This is a genomic window from Pantoea sp. Z09, assembly GCF_022394795.1.
In the GTDB taxonomy this organism is placed as follows: domain Bacteria; phylum Pseudomonadota; class Gammaproteobacteria; order Enterobacterales; family Enterobacteriaceae; genus Pantoea; species Pantoea latae.
Genome location: NZ_CP092373.1, coordinates 547152 through 573217, shown reverse-complemented (window position 1 = coordinate 573217; position 26066 = coordinate 547152). Strand labels below are relative to the sequence as shown.

Below are 26066 nucleotides of genomic sequence, written 5' to 3'. Positions count from 1 at the left end.
TGATGGGTCAGATCATCGCGGCGTGCTGCTGTTGAGCCAGAAAGCAGGCTGACGCATCGCCTGAGCCGCCAGCGATTGCAGCCAGCGATCCTGATGTTGCGCAATAGAAGTTTGCAGCTCCTGCCATGGCGCCAGCCAGACGGCCACCGCTTCCGGCGCGTAGGCGCCAGCCAGCAGATGCACCGCCAGCAGCTGACGCGACAGGCGCGTCGCCTTGTCGTGGTATTCGTTGGGCTGCTGCACGTCGCTGAAGGTCTCTTTCAGATCGGCGGCGATGCGGCTCAGCATAATGTCGCTGAAGCGCTTAAAGGAGCCGTCGAGCTTCGCCTGGTTTTTCGCATCGATCCAGCGTCGCCACTGCGACTCCACCAGCCAGTGAGTGAGCGCCAACTGGGTTTCTACTGAGAGCGCGGAAAAGCTCAGCGCCTGTGCGTCTTTAACCGGCTCGGCGAGCGTCTCTTCCAGCGTGGTGAGTTTCTGACGCAGCTCGCTGCTCGCCTTGCGCGGCACCAGCGCGCCGAACAGTGAAAAGGCCTGACGCAGCGCTTCCAGCGCCTCAACGACGCTGCGCTGCGCCTCGGCGTTACCGCGCAGCCACACCTCTTCATGATACTGCCAGTGGCTGAGCGCGCCCGACATCGCGGTGACCATCCCCTCTTCCACCGTGGCTTTCGGCGCGGCTTTCAGCAGCGGGAACGGCCGCAGCGGACGCGGCGGATTGCCCTGCGCCAGCTGATAGCCGCGCGCCGCCTTGCTCAGACTGCCGAGACGCAGGCCGCCCATGCCGATCAGCTGTTGGGCGAAGGTCATCATGTCGCCGCGCTGGCCGCTTTTCAGCTCCAGCTCGACTTCAAACAGATCTTCGCTCAGGGTCTCGGTCGCGACCGCGCCGCGATCGAACGCGACTTCCACTTCGCTTTCGCCGGTCTGCACCAGCCAGGTTTCACGCTGGAAATGGGTGCTGAACAGCGGCTGCAGGCGCGCCTGCAGCGCGGCGACATCGGTACCCTGCGGCCAGACCTCGGCGGGCAGCCGGGCAATATCCAGCGTGGCGTCGGGCAGGTCGATATTATATTCCGCGCGCTGATGCAGGCCGCCGAGGCTTTTTCCGGCGGTTTTCAGCGTCATTTCGTAATGACCGTCTACGCCGCGAATGCGCAGGCCCATATCCCAGCGACGCAGCTGGTTGTCGTCGGTTTCAAAATAGGTGTTGCTTAACGCGCGCGCGGCCTGATGCTGATGGGGAAAATCAGCGAGGGTCTGCGCCAGTTTGCTGGCGGCGTCGGGCGTGGCAATGAACTTTAATTCGATTTCGATGGTCATAATTTTTTATTCAATACGCTGCTGGCACTTACGAGGATTATCTGGCGAAGAGTAATGCACAGAAGGCGGGCTGTCTCTGCTTTCTTTGCGCTTTCGCTACCCTTTTCGCAGGGAAATGAGACCAGGATAGTTCTCATTCAGATTTATGCGAGGCGGTTCCAGACTGTGCCGGTAAATTTACAGACCCCAAGCTAAAACGACATCGAATGAAAAAAATTGTAATCGCAGGCCTTACCTTGCTGACTCTCAGCGCGCTCGCTCCAGCTCATGCCGACGAAAAACGCTACATCTCTGACGAATTATCCACCTGGGTTCGCACCGGGCCGGGCGATCAGTATCGCCTGCTCGGCAAGCTGAACGCGGGCGAAGAAGTGCAGCTGGTGCAGACCAATAATGACACCCACTACGGCCAGATCCGCGATTCAGAGGGCCGTACCGCCTGGATCCCGCTGTCGCAGCTCAGCGCCGAGCCGAGCCTGCGCACGCGCGTGCCGCAGCTGGAGCAGCAGGTCAAAGATCTTACCGCCAAGCTGGGCAATATTGACAACAGCTGGAACCAGCGCACCTCAGAGATGCAGAACAAAGTCGCCAACAGCGACAGCGTCATCAACGGGCTGAAAGAGGAAAACCAGAAGCTGAAAAACGAGCTGATCGTGGCGCAGAAAAAAGTCAGCGCCGCCAACGTTCAGCTGGACGACAAGCAGCGCACCATCATCATGCAGTGGTTTATGTATGGCGGCGGCGTACTGGGCGTCGGCCTGCTGCTGGGGCTGGTGTTGCCGCATATGGTGCCGCGCCGCAAGAAAAAAGATCGCTGGATGAACTAAGCCTTTCTCCGCGTGACGCGTTCAGCAGCCTGAGGGCATCCTTTGATGCCCTCTTTGTCATGCCTGCAATCTGGCGATTGTGTGCAACAATAGAGCAACAGGCGCGCTGAATAATTTTGGGCGGCGCGCCTTCATTTTTATCTCTGGAGTAGTTGAGTGAAGACCTATTTAGTCGGCGGCGCCGTTCGCGATGCGCTGCTAAACCTGCCGGTTAAAGACCGGGACTGGGTCGTGGTCGGCGCGACGCCTGACGCGCTGCAGGCGCAGGGCTTTCAGCAGGTGGGCCGCGATTTTCCGGTTTTTTTACATCCTGACAGCCGTGAAGAGTACGCGCTGGCGCGCACCGAGCGCAAAAGCGGTAACGGCTACACCGGCTTTGTGACCTGGTCCGCGCCGGACGTGACGCTGGAACAGGATCTGCAACGCCGCGATCTCACCATCAACGCCATTGCGCAGGCGGACAACGGCGATCTCATCGATCCCTTTCAGGGACAGCGCGATCTGCAGGCGCGCCTGCTGCGCCACGTTTCTGACGCCTTTAACGAAGATCCGCTGCGCGTGCTGCGCGTGGCCCGCTTCGCCGCGCGTTTTGCCCATCTTAATTTCCGCATCGCTGACGAGACACAGGCGCTGATGCGCCAGATGGCGGCGAGCGGCGAGCTCGGCCACCTTACCGCCGAGCGCGTCTGGAAAGAGACGGAGAAAGCGCTGACCTCGCGCAATCCGCAGGTCTATTTCCAGACGCTGCGCGACTGCGGCGCGCTGGCGGTGCTGTTTCCGGAGCTTGACCGGCTGTTCGGCATTCCCGCGCCGGCGAAGTGGCACCCGGAGATCGACACCGGCGTGCATACCCTGATGACGCTGACGCTGGCGGCGTCGCTGTCGGACGAGGTGGAGGTGCGTTTCGCCACGCTGTTCCACGACGTCGGCAAGGCGCTGACGCCGCCGGAGAAGTGGCCGAGCCATCACGGCCACGGCGCGGCGGGCGTGCCGCTGGTGGAAGCGCTCTGCCAGCGCCTGCGCGTGCCGAACGCCATTCGCGATCTGGCGCTGCTCGTCACGGAATTTCACGATATCGTGCATACCATTGAGCGCCAGAGCGCCGACGCCTTAGTGGCGCTGTTCGACCGCATCGACGCGTGGCGTAAGCCGCAGCGGGTTGAGCAGATCGCTCTCACCAGCGAAGCGGACGCGCGCGGCCGCGCCGGGCTGGAGAGCATGGCCTATCCGCAGGGCGATTACCTGCGACAGGCGTTTGCGCTGGCGCAGTCGGTGCCGACCAAAGCGGTGATCGAGGCGGGTTTCAAAGGCGCAGAGGTGCGGGAAGAGCTGACGCGACGTCGCATCGCTATCGTGGCGCAGGGCATTGCGGAGATGCGGCCAGCCTGATGGCTGGCCGCGCAGGCGTTACATAAAGAGCGCGTACACCGCGGCCGCCACGATAAAGCGGTAGATGGCGAACGAGACGAACGAGATACGTTTGATCAGCTCAAGGAAGGCTTTGATTGCAATCAGCGCCACGATAAAGGCGGTGACGAAGCCGACGGCGAACATCGGGAAGTCGCTCATGGTCAGGAAGCCGACGCTTTTATAGAGGTCGAGCACGGTGGCGCCCATCATCATCGGCACGGCGAGGATAAAGGAGAACTCCGAGGCCGCGTAACGGCTGACGCCCATCAGCATGCCGCCGGAAATGGTGGCGCCGGAGCGAGAGAAGCCCGGCCAGAGCGCAAGGCACTGGAAGCAGCCGATCATAAAGGCCTGACGATAGGTGATGTCGTCGATGCCGACCGCTTTCGGCTGTTTCGGCTTCAGGTATTCCGCTGCCAGCAGCAGCACACCGCCGACCACCAGCGCATACATAACGTTAATCGGGTTGAACAGCGTTTTGATCTGGTCATGCAGCACCAGCCCGATCACCACCGCCGGGATCATCCCCAGCAGGATGTGGATCAGCGTCAGATGCCCGCGGCCTACGCCTTCGTGCTTCACTTCGCCGAAGTGAATGCCGATCAGGCCAAAGAGACGACGCCAGAACATCACCACGACGGCGAGTATCGATCCGAGCTGAATCACCACTTCGAAGGTTTCTGCTTTATCCCCTTCGAAGCCCAGCAGGTGGCCGACAATAATCATGTGCCCCGTTGAGGAGACCGGCAGAAACTCCGTCAGCCCCTCCACGATGCCCAGGATTGCAGCCACCCAAAGCTGATGAATATCTGCCATCACATTTTCCTTATATCCGTTTCAAACCCATTAAAAAGGCGGTCGCGAAGATGCTTCCGCCTGAAATTTTGCCATTGTCTGCCTGAGGGAAACCTTAAGGCTTCAGGCGACGTCGCGTTTCTCAACGCAGCGGCGCCAGTTATGACAAGCAATAATTTGGTTTGGTTTCATTGTGATGGCAATCACATCTATCCTATTTAGGAATTGTCCCGCGCGTGATGCGCACGCCAACCTGCGCCGCCTGCGCCACCGCGCCCGGTTTGGCGACCTTGATACGCACGCCCGGCGTGTTGAAACGCGTCATCAGCAGATCGGCGATCTCTTCCGCCACACGCTCTACCAGCGCGAAGCGCGTGCCGCTGAGGTGGGTCAGGATCGCCTCAGAGACGTCGGCATAGCTCAGACAGTCGTTTACATCGTCGCTGCGCGCCGCCTGGCGGTTGTCCCACGCCATTTCGACATCGAGCACCAGCTTCTGCTGAATGCCCTGTTCCCAGTCGTAAACGCCAATGGTGGTGTACACCGTGAGTTGTTCGATAAAAACGATATCCATGATAGCAGTCTCTGTTTTTGGCTAAGCCGGATACCACTTCCGGCATATAATGCGTATTATCCACGGTTAACGAAGACAAAACGACCCTATAGGAAACGGTACGGTAATATGAGTGCTATCGCGCCTGTTATGATTTTTTTCGCGTATCTTTGCGGTTCGATTTCGAGCGCCATTCTGGTGTGCAAAGTCGCCGGACTGCCCGATCCGCGCACTCAGGGTTCTGGCAATCCTGGCGCGACCAACGTGCTGCGCATCGGCGGCAAAGCCGCAGCGGCCTGCGTTTTGGTTTTCGATATTCTTAAAGGCATGGTGCCGGTCTGGCTGGCCTATCTGCTGCATCTCGCGCCGCTCTATCTTGGCCTGACCGCCATCGCCGCCTGTCTCGGCCATATCTATCCGCTCTTTTTTCGCTTTCGCGGCGGCAAAGGCGTGGCCACCGCGCTGGGCGCTATCGCGCCAATCGGCTGGGACTTAACCGGGCTGATGACCGGCACCTGGCTGCTGACGGTGCTGCTGAGCGGCTACTCGTCGCTGGGCGCTATCGTCAGCGCGCTGATTGCACCTTTCTACGTCTGGTGGTTTAAGCCGCAGTTCACCTTTCCGGTGTCGATGCTGTCATGTCTGATTTTGCTGCGTCATCACGACAATATTCAGCGGCTGTGGCGCGGACAGGAGAGTAAAATCTGGAAGCGCAAAAAAGCGCGCGAAGAGAAAAAATAAAGCCGGCGATGCCGGCTTTTTTCCATCAGATGGCAGGCAGTTCCGCCAGCGGCCAGCGCGGCCGTACGCTGACGCCCAGCCCGCCGCGTGTGCCCCCTTTCAGACGCACCATGCCTGCATAGGCAATCATCGCGCCATTGTCGGTGCAGAACTCCGGACGAGCGTAGAACACCTCGCCGCCGCGCGCCTGCATCATCTGCGCCATGCGCTCGCGCAACGTGCGGTTGGCGCTGACGCCGCCCGCGATCACCAGCCGCTTAAAGCCGGTTTGATCCAGCGCGCGCTTGCACTTGATCATCAGCGTATCGACCACCGCATCCTCGAAGGCGCGGGCGATATCGGCGCGCGTCTGCGCGTCGTCCGCATTTTCGCGAATGGTATTGGCGGCAAAGGTCTTCAGGCCGGAAAAGCTAAAGTCGAGCCCGGGACGATCGGTCATCGGGCGCGGAAAGGTGAAACGCCCGGCGACGCCCTGCTGCGCCATCTTCGACAGCATCGGTCCGCCGGGATAGTCCAGCCCGAGCAGCTTGGCGGTTTTATCAAAGGCTTCGCCCGCCGCGTCGTCGATGGATTCGCCCAGCAGCGTATATTCGCCGATGCCGGTGACGCCGATCAGCTGGGTATGTCCGCCAGAGACCAGCAGCGCCACGAACGGGAACGCCGGCGGGTTCTCTTCCAGCATCGGCGCCAGCAGATGGCCTTCCATATGGTGGACGGGAACCGCGGGCACCTTCCACGCAAAGGCGAGCGAGCGGCCGATGGTGGCGCCGACCAGCAGCGCGCCGACCAGACCCGGACCCGCCGTATAGGCGACGGCGTCGATCTGCTGCGGCTGCAGGTTCGCCTGTTTCAGCGCCGCCTGAATCAGCGGCACGGTTTTGCGCACGTGATCGCGCGACGCCAGTTCCGGCACCACGCCGCCGTAATCCGCGTGCAGTTTCACCTGGCTGTAAAGCTGATTGGCGAGCAGGCCCGCTTCGTCGTCATAGATTGCGATGCCAGTTTCATCGCAGGATGTTTCAATACCCAGAATTCGCATAGCGCTTACCTCTTACTTGCGGCGCGCAGTGTAGCATAGCAACACCTTTGTCCGTCGACGCTTTCGCTGCAAAAAGTGATTTCGTGGCGCGCAAAGAGTGCGCTATACTCCGCACCCTTGAAAAAAACCCGCAGCCGCATCGGCAAACGCTCCTGTTGGTTCTTAATTGTCCATGGTGCTTTACAAACCGACTCACGTTGGAGTAAAATGCTGCACCATTTTGAAATGTGCTGGCGCCGCAGTCAGCAGCAAAAACCGAATTTTATCGAGGTGAGAGTTACATGCCGGTAATTAAAGTACGTGAAAACGAGCCGTTCGACGTAGCACTGCGTCGCTTCAAGCGTTCCTGCGAGAAAGCAGGCGTTCTGGCTGAAGTTCGTCGTCGTGAGTTTTATGAAAAACCGACCACAGAACGTAAGCGCGCTAAAGCGTCAGCAGTTAAGCGTCACGCCAAGAAACTGGCTCGCGAAAACGCACGCCGCACTCGTCTGTACTAAGTTCTTCCGGAGGTTCGCCTCCACCGCGTGTTAAGCGCAGACAGAGTCACGTAAGAGGCCGTGCTTTCCGAAAGGAAGCGCGGCTTGTTGCCGTTTATGAGCTGAAAATTTGGGGCTTATGGCTGGAAGAATCCCACGCGTCTTTATCAACGATCTGCTTGCCCGCACGGACATCGTGGATCTTATCGATGCCCGCGTTAAGCTGAAAAAGCAGGGTAAGAACTTCCATGCGTGCTGTCCTTTCCATAATGAAAAAACGCCCTCTTTCACCGTAAACGGCGAAAAGCAGTTCTATCACTGCTTTGGCTGCGGCGCGCACGGCAATGCCATCGACTTTTTGATGAATTACGATCGGCTGGAGTTTGTCGAGAGTATCGAAGAGCTGGCGACGCAGCACGGTCTGGAAGTGCCCTATGAAGCGGGCAGCGGGCCGAGCCCGATGGAGCGCCATCAGCGTCAGAGCCTCTATCAGCTGATGGAGAGCCTGAACGGTTTTTACCAGCAAAGCCTGACCCAGTCCCATGCGCGCGCGGCGCGCGACTATCTCAGCAACCGCGGCTTAAGCGCCAAAGTGATTGAGCATTTCGCCATCGGCTTCGCGCCGGCTGGCTGGGATAACGTTTTAAAGCGTTTCGGCACCAGTAAAGACGATCGCGACTCTTTGATGGAGGCTGGCATGCTGGTTTCCAACGACAAGGGCCGCACCTACGATCGTTTCCGCGAGCGCGTGATGTTTCCTATCCGCGATAAGCGCGGGCGGGTGATCGGTTTCGGCGGTCGCGTGCTGGGCAACGATACGCCCAAGTACCTTAACTCGCCGGAAACGCCTATTTTCCATAAGGGTCGTCAGCTTTACGGCCTGTATGAAGCGCAAAAGAATCATCCGCAGCCTGCTCGTCTGCTGGTGGTGGAAGGCTATATGGATGTGGTGGCGCTGGCGCAGTTCGGCATTGATTATGCCGTCGCCTCGCTGGGCACCTCCACCACGGCGGAGCATATCCAGCTGCTGTTCCGCAGCACCGATACGGTGATCTGCTGCTACGACGGCGATCGCGCCGGTCGTGAAGCCGCCTGGCGCGCGCTGGAAACCGCATTGCCTTACATGAATGACGGACGTCAGCTACGCTTTATGTTTTTGCCAGACGGCGAAGACCCGGACACGCTGGTGCGCAAAGAGGGTAAAGAGGCGTTTGAAGCGCGTATGGAGCAGGCGATGCCGCTCTCCTCTTTCCTGTTCGACTCGCTGTTGCCGCAGGTGGATCTGAGCACGCGCGACGGCAAAGCGCGCCTGAGCACGCTGGCGCTGCCGCTGATTACGCAGATCCCAGGCGAGACCCTGCGCATCTATATGCGTCAGGAACTGGGTAATAAACTCGGCATTCTTGACGATAACCAGTTAGAGAAGCTGATGCCGAAGCAGGCCGCCAGCGGTGCGGCCCCGACGGCGCCGCCGCTGAAGCGCACCACCATGCGCGTGCTGGTGGCGCTGCTGGTGCAAAATCCGCAGCTGGCGACGCGAGTGCCGACGCTTGAAGGGCTGGCGCAGGTGAAAATGGCTGGCTTGCCGCTTTTTGCTGAATTGGTCAGCCGTTGCAATGAGAATCCTGGATTGACCACCGGACAGCTACTAGAGTTATATCGCGGGACAAATTTTAGCCAGATGCTTGAAACCTTAGCCACGTGGAACCACATGATAGTGGATGAGGAAGTTGAAGCGGTGTTTCACGACTCGCTGGCGAGTATTTACGACGCCGCGCTGGAGCAGCGTCTGGAAGCGCTGATCGCACGCGATCGCACCCAGGGTTTGAGCGCGGAAGAGCGCCGCGAATTCTGGACGTTAAGCCAGGCGCTGGCGAAAAAGTAGAGTTTTCAGTGGGTCAGAGTGTTGCGGGTAGCCAAAAGCGCATCTCTGACCCATTCGTTTCTGGGGCGATGCGCCGCAAGCCGAGGCTGAGCGACGCGATAAGCCAAGCCGGAGACGTGACAAATTTAGCAATAGACAGGCAGTGCGCGCGGTTAGCACGACTGGGGCGACGAAGCCTAGCCTACCGTTCAGAGCGCAAGGTAGCAGGGCCCTCGGCGGTGAAGTCAGTTTCATCACCGCCAGCGCGCAGCACACGGAGCGTACTGAAGTACGTGAGGAGTGCGAGCACTGCCGGGGATGAAAATGGCGAACAAGCCAGGCCCGAAAAATATTTAAAGCGGCTTAAGTGCCGATATATGAGGGGCAAAAGCCCTGGCCGCGACGAAGGCAGCGGCAATAACATAACGCCTTCACTGTTATAGTTGGCTCGCTGCCGACCGACACCAATCTAATTAACAGAAGTGTGGATACCGTCTTATGGAGCAAAACCCGCAGTCACAGCTTAAGCTGCTTGTCACCCGTGGTAAGGAGCAAGGCTATCTGACCTATGCTGAGGTCAATGACCATCTGCCGGAAGATATCGTCGACTCCGATCAGATCGAAGACATCATCCAGATGATTAACGATATGGGCATTCAGGTGGTGGAAGAAGCCCCTGACGCCGACGATCTGATGCTGAATGAGAACAGCGCCGATACTGACGAAGATGCCGCGGAAGCCGCCGCTCAGGTGTTATCCAGCGTTGAATCTGAAATTGGCCGCACCACCGATCCGGTGCGCATGTATATGCGCGAAATGGGTACCGTTGAACTGCTGACGCGCGAAGGCGAAATCGACATCGCCAAGCGCATCGAAGACGGCATCAACCAGGTACAGTGTTCGGTTGCGGAATATCCGGAAGCCATTACCTATCTGCTGGAGCAGTACGACAAAGTCGAAGCGGGCGAATCTCGCCTCTCCGACCTGATCACCGGCTTCGTGGATCCAAACGCTGAAGAAGATCTGGCGCCTACCGCCACCCACGTCGGCTCTGAGCTGTCTGAAGAAGACCGCGACGACGACGAAGATGAAGACGAAGAGAGCGAAGACGACAACTCCGACGACGATAACTCTATCGATCCGGAGCTGGCGCGCGAGAAATTCGTCGAACTGCGCACGCAGTATGAAACGACCCGCACCGTCATCAAGAGCAAAGGTCGCAGCCATGCTGACGCAGTAAAAGAGATCCAGAACCTTTCTGACGTCTTTAAGCAGTTCCGCCTGGTGCCGAAGCAGTTCGACTACCTGGTTAACAACATGCGCGAGATGATGGAGCGCGTGCGTACGCAAGAGCGCATCATCATGAAGCTGTGCATTGAACTGTGCAAAATGCCGAAGAAAAACTTCATCACGCTGTTCACCGGCAACGAGACCAGCGAGAGCTGGTTCAAAGCCGCGCTGGCCATGAATAAACCCTGGTCAGAGAAGCTGAAAGAAGTTGAAGAAGATGTGATGCGTTGTCTGCAAAAACTGCATCAGATCGAAGAAGAGACCGGCCTGACCATCGAGCAGGTGAAAGATATCAACCGTCGCATGTCTATCGGCGAAGCGAAAGCGCGTCGTGCGAAGAAAGAGATGGTCGAGGCGAACCTGCGTCTGGTGATTTCCATCGCGAAAAAATACACCAACCGCGGCCTGCAGTTCCTCGACCTGATTCAGGAAGGCAACATCGGCCTGATGAAAGCGGTTGATAAGTTTGAATACCGTCGTGGTTACAAGTTCTCAACCTACGCGACATGGTGGATCCGTCAGGCTATCACCCGCTCTATCGCCGACCAGGCGCGTACCATCCGTATTCCGGTGCATATGATTGAGACCATCAACAAGCTCAACCGTATCTCGCGCCAGATGCTGCAGGAGATGGGCCGCGAGCCGACGCCGGAAGAGCTGGCTGAGCGTATGCTGATGCCGGAAGACAAGATCCGCAAGGTGCTGAAAATCGCTAAAGAGCCGATTTCGATGGAGACGCCGATTGGCGACGACGAAGATTCGCATCTGGGCGACTTTATCGAAGACACCACGCTGGAGCTGCCGCTCGACTCTGCGACTTCCGAGAGCCTGCGTTCAGCCACCCACGACGTGCTGGCGGGTCTGACCGCGCGCGAAGCCAAAGTGCTGCGCATGCGTTTCGGTATCGATATGAACACCGACCATACGCTGGAAGAGGTGGGCAAACAGTTCGACGTGACGCGTGAGCGTATTCGTCAGATTGAAGCGAAAGCGCTGCGTAAGCTGCGCCACCCGAGCCGTTCAGAAGTGCTGCGTAGCTTCCTGGACGACTAATCCGCTCCACGTAAAAAAACCCCGGCCTGCCGGGGTTTTTTATTGCCGTTATAACGGCGTCAGCCCTTTGTCACGCATCATGGTTTTCGCCTGATCGCTTTGCAGATAGCGGACAAACGCTTCCGCCGCCTGCGGCTGCTTGCTGGAGGCAGTCACCACCGCGCCATACAGCGTATCCTGCTGCACCGCCGGCGGGATCAGGCCGACGATAGTGATCCCCTTCACCGCCTTTAGCTCGCTGTTCTGCTGAAAACCAATCGGCGCCTTGCCCTGCGCGACCGCTTCGCCAACCGGCGTGGCAGGAACGACCACCACCTTTTTCGCGGTCTGATCGCCCAGATTGAGCTTCTTCAGCATTTCGCTGCGGATGTAGCGTCCGCTGGCGCTGTCGGAAACGGCGATGGTCGAGGCTTCCGTCAGAACCTGTTTAAACTTCGCGACGCTGCTGATATCGGGCATCGGCCTGCCCTGCCTGACCGCCATCGCGATATAAGAGTGCGCCAGCACCTGATGGGTGTCCGCCTTCACCTGCTGCCCCAGCGGCGCGATAGCGTAGTCAACCATCACCAGCACGTCGGCGTCGTCGTGCCGTTTCAGGCGGTTCGGGATCGCCTGCGGCGTATCGCCCATCGATGGCGCCGCCTCCAGCGTCAGCTGATTGCCGCTGCGCTTTTCATAATCGGCCTTCAGGCTTTCCACCACGGGATACATCCCGCCGGAACAGAATACGCGCAGCGTTTCGCTCCATCCCGGCGCGGCAAACAGCAGCGCCGCTACGATAATCAGGTACTTTTTCATGCCACTCCCCTTTTATTGTCCAGCACCTGGTGTAGCCAGGAACCCGACGGGGAACAATGACCAGCCAGCAGTAAGCCGAGCCTGCTCACGTTTTATTAGCCGTTTTTATGTAACGCATCATGAAGTTGCCGATAGGACTCGACGATCTCCTCCAGCGAGGCGCGGTTAAGTCCGCTGGGATTGGGCAGCACCCAGACCTGGGTTTTGCCCATAAAGATCCCCTGTAAGCCCCACTCCACCTTGCGCTGATTAAAGGCACGCTTAAAGGCGTCTTTGCCGAGGATCGCCAGCACGCGCGGCTGATAGTTCAGCACCTTATCGGTGAGGCGCGCGCCACCGTCGCGCAGCTCTTCCGCCGCCAGCTGGTTCGCCTGCACGGTGGGACGCTCCACCAGCATGGTAATGCCGCAGCCGGTTTCCAGCAGCCGCTGCTCCTCTTCGGGTTTCAGCTGCTGGTGAGTAAAGCCAGCCAGATAGAGCACCTTCCAGAAGCGGTTGCCGGGATGCGCGAAGTGATAGCCGGTGTGCGCCGTCGAGTGGCCGGGATTGATGCCGCAGAACAGCACGTCGAGACCGGAGGCAATGATGTCGGTAATGTTGTGCTCACTCATGCCGCCTGCTCCCGTCCGGTGCGCTGCATAATTGCCTGACGGCTGCGCGCCAGCATCGCCGCGGAGAGCGTCTTATCGGGACAGGCGCGCGCCAGCGCCAGCGCACCGACCATTTCCGCCAGCAGGCTGCTGGCGAGCGTCTCGGCGTCGTGGTGTCCCAGCTCGGTGAGCAGCTCGCTCAGCCGTTTCAACATCGACGACACGCCCTGGGTAAAAATGGCTTTCGCCTCGTCCGGCAGATGGCCGACTTCGCTGACCAGCGCGGGCACCGGGCAGCCTTCGGCACGGCAATCGCGATGCGTTTCGGACAGGTAGTAATCGATAAGCGCGCTCAGCCGCTCAGCCGGATCGGGCTGCTGCCACAGCGATTTCATCCGCTGCGTAGAGTCTGTAAACATCTCGGCGATCACCGCCTCTACCAGCGCCTCGCGCGAGTCGAAGTGGGCGTAGAAGCCGCCGTGCGTCAGCCCGACGCGCTTCATTAGCGCCGCCACGCCGATGCTTTCCGTGCCGCTTTCGCGCATTACCCGCGCCGCCTCTTCCAGAATGCGCTGCCGCGTGCGCGCTTTAGGGCTCTGTTTATCCATCGCTCTTTTCCCGCTGATATGTTCTGCCGTTCATAGTAATTATTACGACCATCATATTCTACCTTGACGGAAAATATTACGATCGTCATATTAACTACAAATATGACAACCATCATACGCAAGGGGTTCACCATGTCAGCATCAACATCAGGCTCGGCTTTAATCACTGGCGCTTCAAGCGGTATCGGCGCGACCTATGCACAACGGCTGGCGGCGCGCGGCTACGATTTAATCCTGGTGGCGCGCGACCAGACGAGGCTCGAATCGCTGGCGCAAACGCTGCGACAGCAGCATCAGATTGAGGTGCGCGTGCTGCGCGCCGATCTGACCGACGCTGAGGATCTGCTCCGCGTGGAGCAGGAGCTGCGAAACAACGCCGCGATTACGCTGCTGGCGAACAACGCCGGCATGAGCGTAGACGGCGAGTTTATCGATGCCGATATCGACCGCATTCAGACCATGCTGGCGTTGAACATTATCGCCCCGACCCGCCTGGCGCATGCCGCAGCCAATGCGTTTCGCGCGCGCGGACGCGGCGTCATTATCAATGTCGCCTCGGTGCTGTCGCTGATGCATGAGATGTTTAACGGCGCCTATAACGGCAGCAAATCTTTTGTGCTGACGCTGACCCGTTCTATGCAGCGTGAGCTGGAGAACAGCGGCGTGCAGGTGCAGGCGGTTTTGCCTGGCGCCACGCGCACCGAGATTTTCGACCGCTCCGGCAAATCCATCGATGAGCTGCCGGCGAATATGATTATGGAAGTGGAAGATATGGTGGATGCCGCGCTAGCGGGTCTGGAGGCGGGCGAAGCGGTGACCATTCCGGCGCTGGAGGATCTGGCGCTGTGGCAGGATTACGATCGGGCGCGCGGCGCGATGCTGCCCTTCTTGTCGCTGAGCCAGCCAGCGTCGCGCTATCGCGATGGAGGTTGACGTGGTTATGGGCTGGTTTGCCTGCTTTGTTTAAAGAAGATGGGTAAAACAGGGCCGTATGTTCTGGAAATGTGTAGTTTAATCAAGCACTCATGCGCTGGAGAATTTTTCAGCATCCGGCGGATGAGTGCTGGATCGCTCTAAACAGATACATTATAATCCCCGCTCCGCTGGCCCCTTAGCTCAGTGGTTAGAGCAGGCGACTCATAATCGCTTGGTCGCTGGTTCAAACCCAGCAGGGGCCACCAAATTTTAGCATTAAAATCATGTATTTAAGCCACCTTTTCTTGGTGGCTTTTTTGTTGGCGGTGTTGCCATTGGCAGCAAAATGGCAGCAGATTTTTTCCTCACATCAATCTGGCAACTCACACATGAAAAAATTTCTTCTGGCGCTATCTATGCTTCCTGCCCTAACCGCAGTAGCTGCGCCGATACCTGAGCAGGTCGAAAAAACGCTTAAAACGTACCAATATGATAATTATGTTTTGAGAAATGGAGTTTTATCCCTAACTCTTCGAAAATCCACGGTTAATAAAGACTCTGCCTATTTCTTCTTTTCAGGAATCTGCAACACGATTTTTGTTCATCCTTGGGATGAAAAACTGATTACATCAATGCGCATCCTGAATTCAACACAAGATCAGGGGTTCGAATTTAGCGGCGGGGGGAAAGAGTGTAAGCAGGCAGGGGCTTTAGGCTTTGACGAAAGTAAAAAATTCATTGAATCGCGCACTTCAGAATTATAAGCCCGCTATCGCGGGCTACCCTTATAGCCAGAGTCCACCCTGTAAATTCCTGTCCGGATGTGGCGTTACAGGTTTGACTTTTCCAGGGTTCATTATAATGTCTGCGACTGTCTCGTGAGATTTGAAGGTACAGCCGCAGTTAAGGTTTTGGCATTGGTTGTAGCGCTCTTTAGTCGTTTTAGAAACTTGAAAACTACTGCGCGTATGGGACGCGTTCCCACACAATGGACAATTCATCATAACTAAACCTCGCATCTCGTTTTGGGTGGATGGTACACAAAAAAACCCAATTGGGATACTTCTTATTCCATTTCCAATGAGTCTATTTTTACCTCAAGATCAATGCTTGTTGTAAAGCCACTGTCCGCGCTGAGGCTGTGCGTAAGCGTCGTTACAATCCATTCTCCCGCATCTATCTGCTGTTTGAAGCCGCTCACCTTTACCGGCATTTCGGTGTAGAGATCTGCCCGGCCGCGAGCCAGCTGTATAGAAAATGACGCAACCCCGTGCTGCAGCCGCTCCCAACGCATTTTGGCCGCACGCTCTGCATTGGCCCGGTTTGCATAGGTACGACTCAGCACCAGGACGTTTTCATCCGTTCCGATCAGGTAATCGCCCTGTTTGGCTTCTGGCTCTTTTTTCTTTGTCGTCTTTTTCCGCCTGCGCTTTACTTTCGCCACCGGTTTTTTTGTCGGTTCGCGGGTATGCAGCCAGCTGGCAATCACGCCGGTGTAGGCGTCGCGGTCAGCCATGGTAAAGCGGTGGCTGTCGCCGTCCTTGCGTTGAATGGTGATCACCGGCAGCGCCTTACCGCTGGCCGTTTTTCCCTGCCCCTGACGTATGAACAGCAGATTGCCGTTTTTGATTGAGGCTATCGCGCCTGACTGTTTCGCCAGGCGCATCAGAAAGCTGGCGTCTGACTCGTTGGTCTGGTCAAGGTGATCTACGGCCATCTTCGCCACATCATCACCCAGGGCGATCTTCAGCTTGTGGCGGCCTGCAATGTCTTTCACGATGTCGCCCACGGTTGTCTGGTGCCATGATTTTTCACGCTTAGTATTGAGCGTCTGCCTGAAGTCGGCGCTGCGGGCGCGCAGGGTCAGCCGGTCAGGCGTGCCGGAGTGCTCAATCTCATCCACGATAAAGGTGCCTTTCGGAAAAAGCGCCTCACCCTGCCAGCCGAGCGCGAGCGACAGAGAAACGCCCCGGCGAGGCAGCAGCAGCTGGCAGTCTGCATCGTCCAGCTCGATGTCCAGCTGGTCAGCCTCAAACCCCCGGTTATCCGTGAGCGTCAGGCTCATAAGCCGCTTTTCAATCTTCTGCGTGATGTCCGCGCCCTCAAGCGTCAGCCTGAAAGAAGGGGAATTTGCCTGCCCGTTTATCCATTGCGTGGCGTTCATGAAAGCAGCCCTCCCATCATGCTGGTAACTTTACCCGCGGCGTCCGTCGCCGCGCCCTTCATGGCTGAGAGCTGATCGCTCAGGCTGCCGAACATTTCGCCCAGCGTTTCGTCGGTGCGCTTCAGGGTGAGCGTGAACTCAATGCGCCGGCAGACGCCACTGCTGAAAAACTCCGCTTTGGTCTGGCTCAGGCTCTCGATCACAAACATGCCGTAAATGGTGCCGCTTCCCTCTATCAGCGGCCATGCGCGCCCCAGCTCTGCTATCTGCTCCAGCGCCAGCAGTGACAGCCTGCCGCCGGTAATCTCCGGCAGCAGAACGCCCGAAAGCGTCAGCGTTTCATTATCCGGCCCCAGAAACTGCAGGGACGAGCGCACGCCGACGCGGCTGTTTGACGGAAACCGCCAGCTGCGCTGGATCTGCAGCTCCTGATAAGGGACTGTCTGCAGCATGAAAACGAACATCCCCAGCGTCATCATCATTATTCAAATCCTTCTCTGTCGTGGTAGCTGCTGCGGGCGCGGGCCTTCGCCTGTCGCTCTTTTGCCTCAAGCCTGCGCATAACCTCGTCCGCCACGTCCTGCGCGCTCTGCCCTGGCTGTTGCATGATGGTGATAGAGGCATTAACGGTCACGGGCGACATACTGGCCGCCGGTTGCGGTCGTGCCGCTTCCTGCCGGTATGCCTGTGCGGGCTGGCTCATCGGATGCAGCGGACGCGCAGCGGCTGGCGTTGCGGCCATGCCCATCGCCAGCGCGGCAGTGCGGCGGCGGCTGGTTATGTTGGCCGGGCCGTTCACAATTTCCGGCCCGTTTTCCCCGACGATGCCGAACTGCCCGGACGGAATATGCCCGCCGGTGTCGTACATTCTCGGAAAAGCCGGGAAGCCGCCCGGCGGCAGCGCCACTTTCCCGTCTGCCGTGACCTGCGGCGGGCGTGGTCGTGCTGCCTGCGCCGGTGCGCCTGGCTTGTCGTTGCCGGGCTTTAGAAAGTCCGGCAGGTAATCAGTCAGCGAGGACAGCTTGCTTTTGAGCGCATCCCATTTCTGGCTGATGCCTGCCAGCAGGCCGTCAATCATCTGCGAGCCAGCTTCCTGAAAGCGCGCGGGCAGCGCCTTCACGTCGGCCACAATCTCATCCCATTTTGTGCTGATGTAGGTGCGGATGGCCGTCCATACATTACTGACCTTGGTGCTGATGCCATCCCACAGCGCGGCAAATTTTGGCCCCAGCGTGTCCCAGTTCTGCCAGATATAAATTGCCCCCATGGCAATCAGTCCGATCACGGCCAGAATCCAGTTTGACATCATCAGCCGCCCCAGCCACAGCACGCTGTTACCGACTACGCCAATTGCCTTACGCATGAGGCCAAACGAGGTAAATGCCTGAAGGCCCGTCTTGTTCATAACCATACGCATTACCAGCATTGGTCCTAAGATGGCCGCCAGCGCAAGCAATATGCTCCCTATAGCTACTGTCGCTATCGCAAAACCTGCCGCCATCTTGAACAAGGCCGCCGTCAGTTGTGGGTGCTGTTTCACAAAGCTGCCGAGCGCGCTGGCAAGATTGCCCAGCCAGTCGGCCAGCTGTTTAAGCACTGGCGCGACCGTCTCACCAATTGCAGCCATTGCATTAGTAAACGAGCCGCTCGCCGCATCCCAGCGGTTTGACAGCGTCTTTAACGAGGCGTCAACACGCTCGCGCAGGGTCGCCTGATTGTCGAGCTTCGCAGCAGTTTCCCGATAACCCTCGATCCCCTTGCTGATCATGATGTTCAGCGCCTGCAGGGTTTCAGCGTCATCACCAAACAGCGTATTTAAAACGGACTGGCGCTTGCTGTCGCTGGTGATTTTTTTCAGCTTCGCCAGCTGCGCATACAAATTTTCCAGCCCGGCAAACTGCCCCTTTTTGTTCTGGAAATTCAGCTTTATCCCTGTACCAGCCAATACATCATTCGCGTCACCAATTTTTTTATTATTGAGCGTTGCCTGAAAAATCTTGCGGTAGGCGTTGCCCGCCGACTCGCCGGGCATACTGGCCTGATCGGCCATAACCAGCAGTGGCGCAAAGGTTTTCGCCGCAGTGAGCCCTTTCTGGTGAATGATGTCCATGGCGCTGCCGATTTTGGAGAATCCCTGCAGCATGTTTCCCGAATCCACGCCCGCATAAAATCCCTTCTGAATGATGTCGGTGAGCGCCATCATGTCCTTTTCGCTGGTCTGCGTGGCGTCCTGCAGCTTCGCCGCAAACTCCGCCGCATCGGTCGGGGCCATCTGCAGCTGTACGCCGAGATAGGCCGTCGCCTCACCCAGCCCGCCCAGGATCGCCTGCGCGCTCATGCCCTGGCGGCGAAGCATGGTCATCATGTTCTGAAAGTCCGCCGTGGTGCCGGGCAGCTTGTCGCCCAGGCTCACCGCCAGCCTGTTGATTTTTTCATACTCCGGCAGCACCTTAGCGCCCGGTCCCATCATGGAGGCGGCCAGCTGCGTCGCGGCGTTCTCCGAATCCGCATAGGCGCGCACAGGGGCCATCAGGGTCGCGCCGGTAGCAACGCCGGTTGCCACCATGCCCGCGCCGTTACCGGCCAGCTTATTGCGCGTCTCGGTCAGCTTTTCATGCCGCGCCTGGATGTCGTGAATCTTCTGCTGGCGCTCGCCGAGCTTGCGCAGCTCTGCCTGCTGGCGCTCGATGGCCCCGGTTGCCGCCTGCGCGTCCGTTTTTAGCCGGCGCTGCGCCTCGCTCAGCTGCTTCGTGTCGATGCCCGCCGCATTCAGCGCCTCACGCTGGCGCTGCACCGACAGGCGCAGGCCGTTATAGGTCTGCTGCAGCTGGCTGGCGCGGTTCTTTGCCTGCTCAAGCAGCCTGGCCTGCTGTGCCGTGGGCCTGTTCGTTTCGGTAAACTGCACGGCAAGGCGCGCCGCTTCCTCGCGGGCGGCCTTCAGGTTGTTGGCGGTAACGGCAAGCTGTGAGCGGGTTTTGCGGAATCCGTCAATGCGGCCCGCCTGCTCGTTAAGGGATTTCAGGCCGTCTTTGCTGGCCTTCAGCGCAGCCGACAGCTCCTTAGAGCCGTCGCGCGCGCTGCGAAAGGGGCGCGTGATTTTATCCACCGCGCTTAATACCACCTGCAGCCGCAGGTTTGTGTCACTCATCGTCACCGGCTCCGCTACGCTGCATCGCTTTATGCCGCCACTCAAGCACGTCCGTCAGAGACTCCGCGTACATCACCGGCGGCGGCCAGTGAAAAACGGTAGCGATGTCCGCTACCAGATCTTCTACCGTCAGGCTGTCGGGAAAGCTGACAGCGCCGACTTCGGCAACAAAAAAGTGATCACCTCGACCGACAGGGACAGCAGATCGGCGGGGTCCATTTCGTTAATTTCCTGCACGGTCAGCGCCGGGCTCGTGACGCGCGGCAGCACGGCCATCATCGCGTTCACGTCCATATCCATCAGCGCCTGCAGGCGGATGCCGCGTAGCGCCCCGGCCTGCGGCTTGCGCACGGTCACGCTGGTAACTTCGGTTTTGCCGCGCAGAATGGGGGTGTCCAGCTCTACAGCTTTTTCGGTAATTTTGTCGGTCATGGTTATTTTCCGTTTATACGTTTCAGAGCGGCAGGGCTGCCCCTGCCGGGTTTATCAGAGGCCGAGCGCGTTACGGTGCGCTTCCATCAGGTCGGTGCCGCCCGCGATGTGGATCATATTCACCAGATCCACTTCGTAGAGCACTTCGCCGTTAATGGTCAGCTTGGCGTAGCTGTTGGTTGCGGACACCTTGGTGGTGCTGGACTCGCCTTCCTTCCACTCGCCGGAATCCAGCTCTTTGTAGCGGCCGCGCGTGACCAGTTCGACCGCCTGCACTTCGCCGGTGTCGTCGCGCTGGATAGAGCCGGTAAAGCGCAGCTGCACGCCGTCCACGGTGGCGGTGCCCAGCTGCTTGAACAGCAGCGCCTCGGTGCCGCCTACAGTGAACTCCGTATCCAGCGCGCCGTCGTCCAGGCCCATGTCGATGTCCACGCCTCCGGCCATGCCGCCACCTCGGTACTTCTCAAACTTGCGGGTAAGCTTTGGCAGGGTGATGGACTCAACCAGCCCCTGCCAGTTGTTGCCTGCGTTAAACACGTTCAGGTGCTTGAGCTTGCGGGGTAATGCCATGTTTCAGTCTCCTTATGCGCTGACGCGGCTGCTGAAATCGACCAGGTACTGGTCGGTGATGCGCTGGCGCAGCAGCAGGTTTTCCAGCGGTGGCACCGGCGTGTAGTCGTAGTCGATGGTCAGTTTGCCCGCCTTCAGCGTGTCCTTGTCGTTCACGCTTTCATCCAGCCAGCAGTCCGCCCCGATGAGGTAGCCCTGATTCACCAGGCTGCGCAGCTTCGCGCGGATGCTCTCGATGATGTCGCGGGCCAGCGACGGGTTCAGCGGACCGTCAACGGCCCACATCTGCGCCTCGGCCATGGTGTCCATCAGCACCTGCGCGGTGCGGGTGTAGCACTCGAAGGCAAACAGCGCGTCGTCGCTCAGGCAGCGGGAACCCCAGAAGCGGAAGCCGTCTTTGCGGATCAGCGTGGTGACGTCGTTCTGGTTCAGCATGCCCGCGTCCGTCGCCGGATCCTGCAGGTCCCAAAAAACGTCTCTGGAAATGCCGGTGACGCCGTTCACCCCGACGTTTGACAGGGACTTGTGCCAGCCGGTCTGCTCGTCGATTTTGGCGCGCAGGCCGAGCGCGCGGGCGGTGGCGTAGGCCGTCGCGTCCGCTTTCAGCACGGTGTCAAAGCTGATGAAGTCAGGCCAGATAAGCATCCCTTCGCGCTGGCTGAAGTTGGCGCGGTAGGCGATGGCCTCCTCTACGCTTTTGCAGCCGTAGGCCGACAGGTAGGCAAAGCCGCGCAGGCTCTGCGCCACGGTCAGCAGCTCGGTGGAAACTGCCTGCGTGTCATGTCCCGGCACGCCGAGAATGCGCGGCTTGACGCCACAGACGGCCTGCGCGGCCAGCAGCGCTTTCATGCCGGTGCGCTGGCCGTCGGTCACGCCGCCGATGATGTTAGCGGTGGTTTCCGCCTCGGTTTCGCCCTGCGGCACGCGCACAACGACGGTGACGGGTTTTGCCTGGTCGGCGATGGCGTCCAGCGAGCGGGCCAGCGTGCCGGACTCGCCAGCCTTGCCGCTGGCGGTGAGCACGTCGGTCAGCAGCACCGGGCGGTTGAGCGGAAAGGTTGCCGCGTCGGCGTCGTCGCCGGTGCAGACCAGGCCGACGATTGCCGTGCTGACGGTGGTGATAGTTCGGGTGCCCTCGTTGATTTCCTCAACGCGCACGCCGTGGTGATAATCCTGAGCCATGTGGCGGTTCTCCTGTAAAGGGGTTCCGCTATGGTGAAAGGTGACGGGCGCGGGCGCACCCTGCGGGCATTGTGCGGCGAATGGCACAAAGCAAACAGGCCCGAAACGGGCCTGCAATTTACTCTGGCTTTACCGGCCAGCTGATGTCTGGCGCGTTTGTCAGGTCTGTTTTCTGCACCGCCTGAATATATTTCATCCATTCGGTCAGCGTAACTTTGTCTTCGTCCGTAATGATGCCAAGCAGCAGCTGTGTCTGCCATGCCTGAGTAACGCCGCTTGCCTCGCTGATGCGCGCCGATTTCTCTGTTGTTGCCTGGCTAACGGCGGCAGAACGTTGTGCATCATTGTCCGTCACCCACTTTTCCCCTTCCCACTTATCCCATGCGGTTGCGGGCTCAAGCGGTGTTGTGCCCGCCGGATAATCGCCTAACTCTGCTAATTCTATTGCTGAGCCGTCAGCAACGGAGTAGACCGTTTCGCCACGATGGTCGGCAACAACCTGCCAGTTGCCATCACGATAAACAGCTGCCTGCCCGGCCTCAATGCTGGGCGGCGCGGTGATACAGGCGTTAGCAGGCAGGCCAACACCCTGCGCCAGATACTCATCGCTGGATCCGGTAAACTCGCCGGTTGATGCGTCAAAATTATAAATCGTCAAAGTGCCGGCCGATTTTGCCTGACCGTTTTTATCGAGTGTTGCCTTAGCCATCATGCGGCCCTCACAATGTAGTTAAAGGCGATGTTGCGCGGACGGTTTTCAGCTGCTGTAGGAACCTGTCGCGATGCATCCATTTTCGAAGACATGCCAGCCAGGCTACCGGTCTGTGATTGCAGCACCGTTGAGTCAGGCAGGGATGCATCATAAAAAACACCTGACGAACTGCCGCGCCACGCGTAATAGTTTGAACCAATAACCTGTCCTGTAAGGTTGCGCATTGCATCGCCCTGTGCCGACAGCAAAGTCCGCCCGCTGTCCGCTCCACGCCCGTCATCCCAGCCGCGAATAAATTCACCTCTCAAATCTGTTAGTACCAGCCCCGGAAATACCTGCGCCAGCTTCGGATACAGCGTTCCGCTAAATGTCGCACCGTTACTTTTCAAAAAGACCATGCCAGCCATTGATGGAAACAGCTCATTAGGCATTTTCGCGTGCGGCCAGGGGAAAGGCGAACCTATGACCGGCGAGCCTTCGCCTAAACCGAGGTTTTTGAGAACGTCCGGCAGCAAACCGGCATCAGCCATTTCCTTCAGCGCGTTCTTAATCAGCGGATACTGGTTATGCGGATTAGCAGCTGCTACATGGTCTGCCAGTAGCTGGTCCGCGTATTGCCTGACCGTCAGAATGTTGTCATCGACATATTTACGGGTAGCCAGCACCACGGACGGATCAATCTTCAGGGTGATGGCGTCGGTGCTGTTTACGATGATGAGCATGCGCACGGTCTGCGTGCGCCCGCTGCCTTCCTGCAGGGCGGGCTTGTAGGTTTCCGGCGTATTGCAGACCGCTATCAGCGTGCCGTCCGCATCGAACAGCCCCATTTCCCGGATCCAGAATCCGCCCTCCGTTTCAGGGATCACCTGCTCGGCTATCACCTGGCTGGCGTTGGCCGGATCGATGCTCAGCGTGTTGATGGCCGCGCGGCGCACCTCGTTTACCAGCTTTGTCTGGCTGGCGTTCGGTGTGGGCAGCGTGCCGCCGCCGTCACCTACGGCCATCTGCGTTATGTTCAGCTTTGTGCCGAGCGCGGCGGCGTTGGCAATTTTAGCCGCGCCGAGGTTGGTCACGATTGCATAGAATTTTTGAGTCATTGTCCCACTTCCATCAGGTCGATAACGTGAACCGCCGCGCCCGCATACGTCGGGCCGCTGACGGACAGAATTTCCGGGGTGTAGGGGTAAATCGAGAGATCGTCCCCGTCGTAGCTCGCGGCGGCTATGCGCGTTTCGCCGCTCACCTGCAGGTTGATGGACATGCCCAGCAGGTGACGGCTGCAGGGTTTGGCGTCACTGATGAGCCGCTCCAGCTCGTGATAGGTTTCTTCCGTAATGCCCTGGTCCTGCACACCGATGTCCAGGCGAAACGTGCCGGGCGCTTCGCCGGTTTTCCACCACTCAATAACGCGGATCAGGAACCCGAACGGCTCCACCACGCGCCGGATAGCGCTGATGGTTCCCTTGTGCTGATGGATATAAAACGCATCGAGCACCACCTGCCGCTTGACGCTTTCCGCCCAGTCTTCGTCCCATCGGTCCACCGAAAACGCCCAGGCGAGATACGGCAGAAAGCTGACCGGGCAGGTTGCCGGGTTCCACAGGTCGCGCAGCGGCACGTTCAGTCCGGTAATGCCGCTGCAGGCTTCCGCCAGGCGGCGCTCCAGCGCGGACGAGCCGGACGGCATCAGGCTGCTGTTGCTCATGTCAGCACCTCGTCAGTCGCCACCGAAATATCCGTGCCGGTGCAGTTACCCGCTGCCGTGCGGTCCAGGATGATGTCCGCCGCCGGTTCGATCATCTCCACCCAGTCCACGCCGGGCACGCGCAGCACCGCCCCGTAGGACTCGCGGCGCACGCTGCGTCCCAGCTTTTTCTGCTCGGTGAGGTAAGCGGCCAGCTGCGCGTTTGCCGCCTCAAGGCAGGGACCGGCCGCCACGCCATCAAACAGGTGCAGCTTTGCCTTCACGCTGTAGTCATGAATGGCCGCTCCCTGCACGGTCACGCGGTCCGCTACGGGCCGCACGCTTTCGGCGTTCAGCGCGGTGTTCACTGTAGCCAGCAAATCCGCCGCCGCTTCGCCGTTGCCTTCACGGCTCAGGACGGTGATCAGCACGCTGGCCGGTGACGGGCTGGTTGCCGACACGTCCTGGACGCGGCCGTCCGCGCTCTTTGCGTGAAACTCATAGGCCGCCGTCGGCCCGGCCACGCTCAGCCCCTCAAACGCCTCTGGCACGCGCACGCGCAGGGCATCGTCGGTTTCCATCACGGCATCGACCGGCGGCACCGCGTCAGGGTCAGCCGGGGTCACGGTCAGGCGCTGCACATTATGGTTTGCGGCCAGCTGGTCCAGATCGCTGCCGAGCGCGTACGCCACCATGACCGCCTGCGCCGCCTCGTTGATGCGCTGGCGCAGCAGGATTTCCCGGTAGGTGCTTTCCTGCAGCGTCTTCACCATCGGATCGGACTCCAGCGCCAGCACGCGGCGCACCGCCGCCTGCTCCTCCGTCGGGTAGAGCGCGATCAGCGCCTCTTTGCGCTCGGCCAGCAGGGTTTCAAAGTCCGGCACCTCAATCACTTCAGGCGCGGGCAGCTGGGAAAGGTCAATTACTGCCACTGTTCACCCCCGTTGAAACAGACATGGCAACCGGCGAGCCGTCATCCCGCTGGCCGGTCAGTTCAACCACCATTGAGCCGTCGAAGGCGCTGGTAATGTTGACAGTGTTCAGCCTGATACGCGGCTCCCAGCGGCTGAGCGCGGTATACACCGCCGCCATCACCTGCAGGCGGATCACGTCGTTTTGTGGCTGGTCAATCAGCACCGACAGCAGCGAGCCGTATTCCCGGCGCTGCAGGCGGCTGCCTTCCGGCGTCATCAGAATGTCACGCACACTTTGTCTGATGTGATCGATGTCGGTGAGCGCCTCACCGGTGTCGCGGTTCATGCCGAGATACATCATTGCGGACCTCCTGACATATCGCTACCAGACTTCACGCCGCCGTGCTGATGGGTATCCACCACGACGCCGTTTGAACTCATGCCGCCGCCGCCCTGCGTCACCGCGCCGTTCATCACGGTTTCGCTGTTAATCCGGGTCTGGTCAGCGTCCACGCCAAACTGCTCAGTGACGAGCTGGATACCGTCGGCCGCCTCAATCCGCACGCTTTTGATGTTCTTTATCAGCAGCTGGCCGGTTTCCGGCTCGTACTGAAACCAGCCGCCGTCCTGAAACACGGTTGTGGCTCCGTTTTCTGAATAGTCCGGCGGTGGAAAGGCGTCGGAATAGATGGCGGGCAGCGCAAAGGCGGTTTCGAGGTTGCCGCCCAGGCTCAGCAGCACAACCTGCTCGCCGACGGTCGGTTTCCACCATGTGCGGGTGTTACCGGCGCGCATGGTGAGCCAGTTAATCCAGTTGGTTTCGATGTCGCCCGTTTTCACCCGGCACAGCCAGTTCACCGGGTCCATCTCGGACACGGTGCCGGTGCGGATCAGGTTGGTGATAAGGCGCATAATTTCGGTCAGTTTTTCGTTCATGAGCTGAGAGTGTCACTAAGGCAGGGGACGGGCATCTGCCCG

At 59.1% G+C, this 26066-nt stretch carries 29 protein-coding genes and 1 tRNA gene; 9 read left to right on the top strand and 21 right to left on the bottom strand.

The window, feature by feature from the left end:
- Positions 1 to 12: 12 nt before the first annotated feature.
- Positions 13 to 1323, bottom strand: a complete 1311-nt coding sequence (locus MC269_RS02905; RefSeq protein WP_239953817.1) for an inorganic triphosphatase — start codon at positions 1321 to 1323, stop codon at positions 13 to 15.
- Positions 1324 to 1529: 206 nt separating this feature from the next.
- On the opposite strand from MC269_RS02905, the gene MC269_RS02900 reads away from it, so the two are divergent.
- Together MC269_RS02900 and MC269_RS02895 are read left to right on the top strand one after the other, a co-directional pair.
- Positions 1530 to 2150, top strand: coding sequence for a TIGR04211 family SH3 domain-containing protein (locus MC269_RS02900; RefSeq protein WP_239953815.1), 621 nt, complete (start codon positions 1530 to 1532; stop codon positions 2148 to 2150).
- Between the two features lie 156 nt (positions 2151 to 2306).
- Positions 2307 to 3539: a multifunctional CCA addition/repair protein gene (locus MC269_RS02895; protein ID WP_239953813.1), complete on the top strand. Its 1233-nt coding sequence runs from the start codon at positions 2307 to 2309 to the stop codon at positions 3537 to 3539.
- An 18-nt stretch (positions 3540 to 3557) separates the two neighbouring features.
- Here the strand turns inward: MC269_RS02895 and bacA are convergent, their stop codons facing one another.
- Both bacA and folB read right to left on the bottom strand, forming a co-directional pair.
- On the bottom strand, positions 3558 to 4376 hold the full coding sequence (gene bacA, locus MC269_RS02890) for an undecaprenyl-diphosphate phosphatase (protein WP_081141399.1): 819 nt from the start codon (positions 4374 to 4376) through the stop codon (positions 3558 to 3560).
- Between the two features lie 193 nt (positions 4377 to 4569).
- Positions 4570 to 4929 (bottom strand): bifunctional dihydroneopterin aldolase/7,8-dihydroneopterin epimerase, encoded by a 360-nt coding sequence (gene folB / locus MC269_RS02885; protein WP_081141402.1) that lies wholly within the window; start codon positions 4927 to 4929, stop codon positions 4570 to 4572.
- Positions 4930 to 5037: 108 nt separating this feature from the next.
- Here folB and plsY point away from each other — a divergent pair, with 108 nt between their 5' ends.
- Positions 5038 to 5649: a glycerol-3-phosphate 1-O-acyltransferase PlsY gene (gene plsY / locus MC269_RS02880; RefSeq protein WP_239953811.1), complete on the top strand. Its 612-nt coding sequence runs from the start codon at positions 5038 to 5040 to the stop codon at positions 5647 to 5649.
- Positions 5650 to 5674: 25 nt separating this feature from the next.
- Here the strand turns inward: plsY and tsaD are convergent, their stop codons facing one another.
- On the bottom strand, positions 5675 to 6688 hold the full coding sequence (tsaD, locus tag MC269_RS02875; protein ID WP_081141408.1) for a tRNA (adenosine(37)-N6)-threonylcarbamoyltransferase complex transferase subunit TsaD: 1014 nt from the start codon (positions 6686 to 6688) through the stop codon (positions 5675 to 5677).
- A 281-nt stretch (positions 6689 to 6969) separates the two neighbouring features.
- On the opposite strand from tsaD, the gene rpsU reads away from it, so the two are divergent.
- From rpsU to rpoD, 3 genes are all read left to right on the top strand, one after another.
- On the top strand, positions 6970 to 7185 hold the full coding sequence (gene rpsU / locus MC269_RS02870) for a 30S ribosomal protein S21 (protein WP_001144069.1): 216 nt from the start codon (positions 6970 to 6972) through the stop codon (positions 7183 to 7185).
- 118 nt (positions 7186 to 7303) lie between these two features.
- Positions 7304 to 9049, top strand: coding sequence for a DNA primase (dnaG, locus tag MC269_RS02865; RefSeq protein WP_239953809.1), 1746 nt, complete (start codon positions 7304 to 7306; stop codon positions 9047 to 9049).
- A gap of 477 nt (positions 9050 to 9526) precedes the next feature.
- On the top strand, positions 9527 to 11371 hold the full coding sequence (gene rpoD, locus MC269_RS02860) for an RNA polymerase sigma factor RpoD (RefSeq protein WP_081141414.1): 1845 nt from the start codon (positions 9527 to 9529) through the stop codon (positions 11369 to 11371).
- Positions 11372 to 11419: 48 nt separating this feature from the next.
- Here rpoD and MC269_RS02855 read toward each other — a convergent pair whose 3' ends face one another.
- The 3 genes from MC269_RS02855 to MC269_RS02845 form a co-directional block, all read right to left on the bottom strand.
- Entirely contained in the window at positions 11420 to 12169 is a 750-nt protein-coding gene (locus MC269_RS02855; protein WP_239953807.1) for a substrate-binding domain-containing protein, read from the bottom strand.
- A gap of 95 nt (positions 12170 to 12264) precedes the next feature.
- Positions 12265 to 12780, bottom strand: coding sequence for a G/U mismatch-specific DNA glycosylase (mug, locus tag MC269_RS02850; RefSeq protein WP_081141420.1), 516 nt, complete (start codon positions 12778 to 12780; stop codon positions 12265 to 12267).
- Positions 12777 to 13367 carry a TetR/AcrR family transcriptional regulator gene (locus tag MC269_RS02845; RefSeq protein WP_239953805.1) on the bottom strand — a complete coding sequence of 197 codons (591 nt, stop codon included), beginning with the start codon at positions 13365 to 13367 and terminating at the stop codon, positions 12777 to 12779. Before MC269_RS02845 ends, mug begins: the two co-directional genes overlap by 4 nt.
- Before the next feature lie 132 nt (positions 13368 to 13499).
- Here MC269_RS02845 and MC269_RS02840 point away from each other — a divergent pair, with 132 nt between their 5' ends.
- From MC269_RS02840 to MC269_RS02830, 3 genes are all read left to right on the top strand, one after another.
- Entirely contained in the window at positions 13500 to 14300 is an 801-nt protein-coding gene (locus MC269_RS02840) for an SDR family oxidoreductase (protein WP_239953803.1), read from the top strand.
- Between the two features lie 172 nt (positions 14301 to 14472).
- A tRNA-Ile gene (locus tag MC269_RS02835) sits at positions 14473 to 14548 on the top strand.
- A gap of 18 nt (positions 14549 to 14566) precedes the next feature.
- On the top strand, positions 14567 to 15046 hold the full coding sequence (locus tag MC269_RS02830) for a hypothetical protein (protein WP_239953801.1): 480 nt from the start codon (positions 14567 to 14569) through the stop codon (positions 15044 to 15046).
- 21 nt (positions 15047 to 15067) lie between these two features.
- Here the strand turns inward: MC269_RS02830 and MC269_RS02825 are convergent, their stop codons facing one another.
- The 14 genes from MC269_RS02825 to MC269_RS02760 form a co-directional block, all read right to left on the bottom strand.
- Complete coding sequence (locus tag MC269_RS02825) at positions 15068 to 15286, bottom strand: ogr/Delta-like zinc finger family protein (RefSeq protein ID WP_072010442.1); 219 nt, start codon at positions 15284 to 15286, stop codon at positions 15068 to 15070.
- 62 nt (positions 15287 to 15348) lie between these two features.
- Positions 15349 to 16446, bottom strand: coding sequence for a phage late control D family protein (locus MC269_RS02820; RefSeq protein WP_239953799.1), 1098 nt, complete (start codon positions 16444 to 16446; stop codon positions 15349 to 15351).
- Positions 16443 to 16928 carry a phage tail protein gene (locus tag MC269_RS02815; protein WP_033752523.1) on the bottom strand — a complete coding sequence of 162 codons (486 nt, stop codon included), beginning with the start codon at positions 16926 to 16928 and terminating at the stop codon, positions 16443 to 16445. Before MC269_RS02815 ends, MC269_RS02820 begins: the two co-directional genes overlap by 4 nt.
- Positions 16928 to 19594, bottom strand: coding sequence for a phage tail tape measure protein (locus MC269_RS02810; protein ID WP_239955056.1), 2667 nt, complete (start codon positions 19592 to 19594; stop codon positions 16928 to 16930). Before MC269_RS02810 ends, MC269_RS02815 begins: the two co-directional genes overlap by 1 nt.
- On the bottom strand, positions 19587 to 19727 hold the full coding sequence (locus tag MC269_RS18800; RefSeq protein ID WP_072010443.1) for a GpE family phage tail protein: 141 nt from the start codon (positions 19725 to 19727) through the stop codon (positions 19587 to 19589). The genes MC269_RS02810 and MC269_RS18800 overlap by 8 nt, the downstream gene beginning before the upstream one ends.
- Positions 19724 to 20026, bottom strand: coding sequence for a phage tail assembly protein (locus MC269_RS02800; protein WP_239953797.1), 303 nt, complete (start codon positions 20024 to 20026; stop codon positions 19724 to 19726). The genes MC269_RS18800 and MC269_RS02800 overlap by 4 nt, the downstream gene beginning before the upstream one ends.
- Before the next feature lie 54 nt (positions 20027 to 20080).
- A complete protein-coding gene (locus MC269_RS02795; protein WP_239953796.1) occupies positions 20081 to 20596 on the bottom strand; it encodes a phage major tail tube protein in 516 nt (171 codons plus the stop codon).
- 12 nt (positions 20597 to 20608) lie between these two features.
- Positions 20609 to 21778, bottom strand: a complete 1170-nt coding sequence (locus tag MC269_RS02790) for a phage tail sheath protein (RefSeq protein WP_239953795.1) — start codon at positions 21776 to 21778, stop codon at positions 20609 to 20611.
- Positions 21779 to 21896: 118 nt separating this feature from the next.
- Positions 21897 to 22487: a tail fiber assembly protein gene (locus MC269_RS02785; RefSeq protein WP_239955054.1), complete on the bottom strand. Its 591-nt coding sequence runs from the start codon at positions 22485 to 22487 to the stop codon at positions 21897 to 21899.
- Entirely contained in the window at positions 22487 to 23587 is a 1101-nt protein-coding gene (locus MC269_RS02780) for a phage tail protein (protein ID WP_239953793.1), read from the bottom strand. Before MC269_RS02780 ends, MC269_RS02785 begins: the two co-directional genes overlap by 1 nt.
- Complete coding sequence (locus tag MC269_RS02775) at positions 23584 to 24195, bottom strand: phage tail protein I (RefSeq protein ID WP_239953791.1); 612 nt, start codon at positions 24193 to 24195, stop codon at positions 23584 to 23586. The genes MC269_RS02780 and MC269_RS02775 overlap by 4 nt, the downstream gene beginning before the upstream one ends.
- Positions 24192 to 25106 carry a baseplate J/gp47 family protein gene (locus MC269_RS02770; RefSeq protein WP_239953789.1) on the bottom strand — a complete coding sequence of 305 codons (915 nt, stop codon included), beginning with the start codon at positions 25104 to 25106 and terminating at the stop codon, positions 24192 to 24194. Before MC269_RS02770 ends, MC269_RS02775 begins: the two co-directional genes overlap by 4 nt.
- The gene (locus MC269_RS02765; RefSeq protein ID WP_239953787.1) at positions 25093 to 25449 is read right to left on the bottom strand and encodes a GPW/gp25 family protein; all 357 of its coding nucleotides are present in this window, start codon (positions 25447 to 25449) and stop codon (positions 25093 to 25095) included. Before MC269_RS02765 ends, MC269_RS02770 begins: the two co-directional genes overlap by 14 nt.
- Complete coding sequence (locus MC269_RS02760) at positions 25446 to 26024, bottom strand: phage baseplate assembly protein V (RefSeq protein WP_239953785.1); 579 nt, start codon at positions 26022 to 26024, stop codon at positions 25446 to 25448. Before MC269_RS02760 ends, MC269_RS02765 begins: the two co-directional genes overlap by 4 nt.
- Positions 26025 to 26066 lie beyond the last annotated feature (42 nt).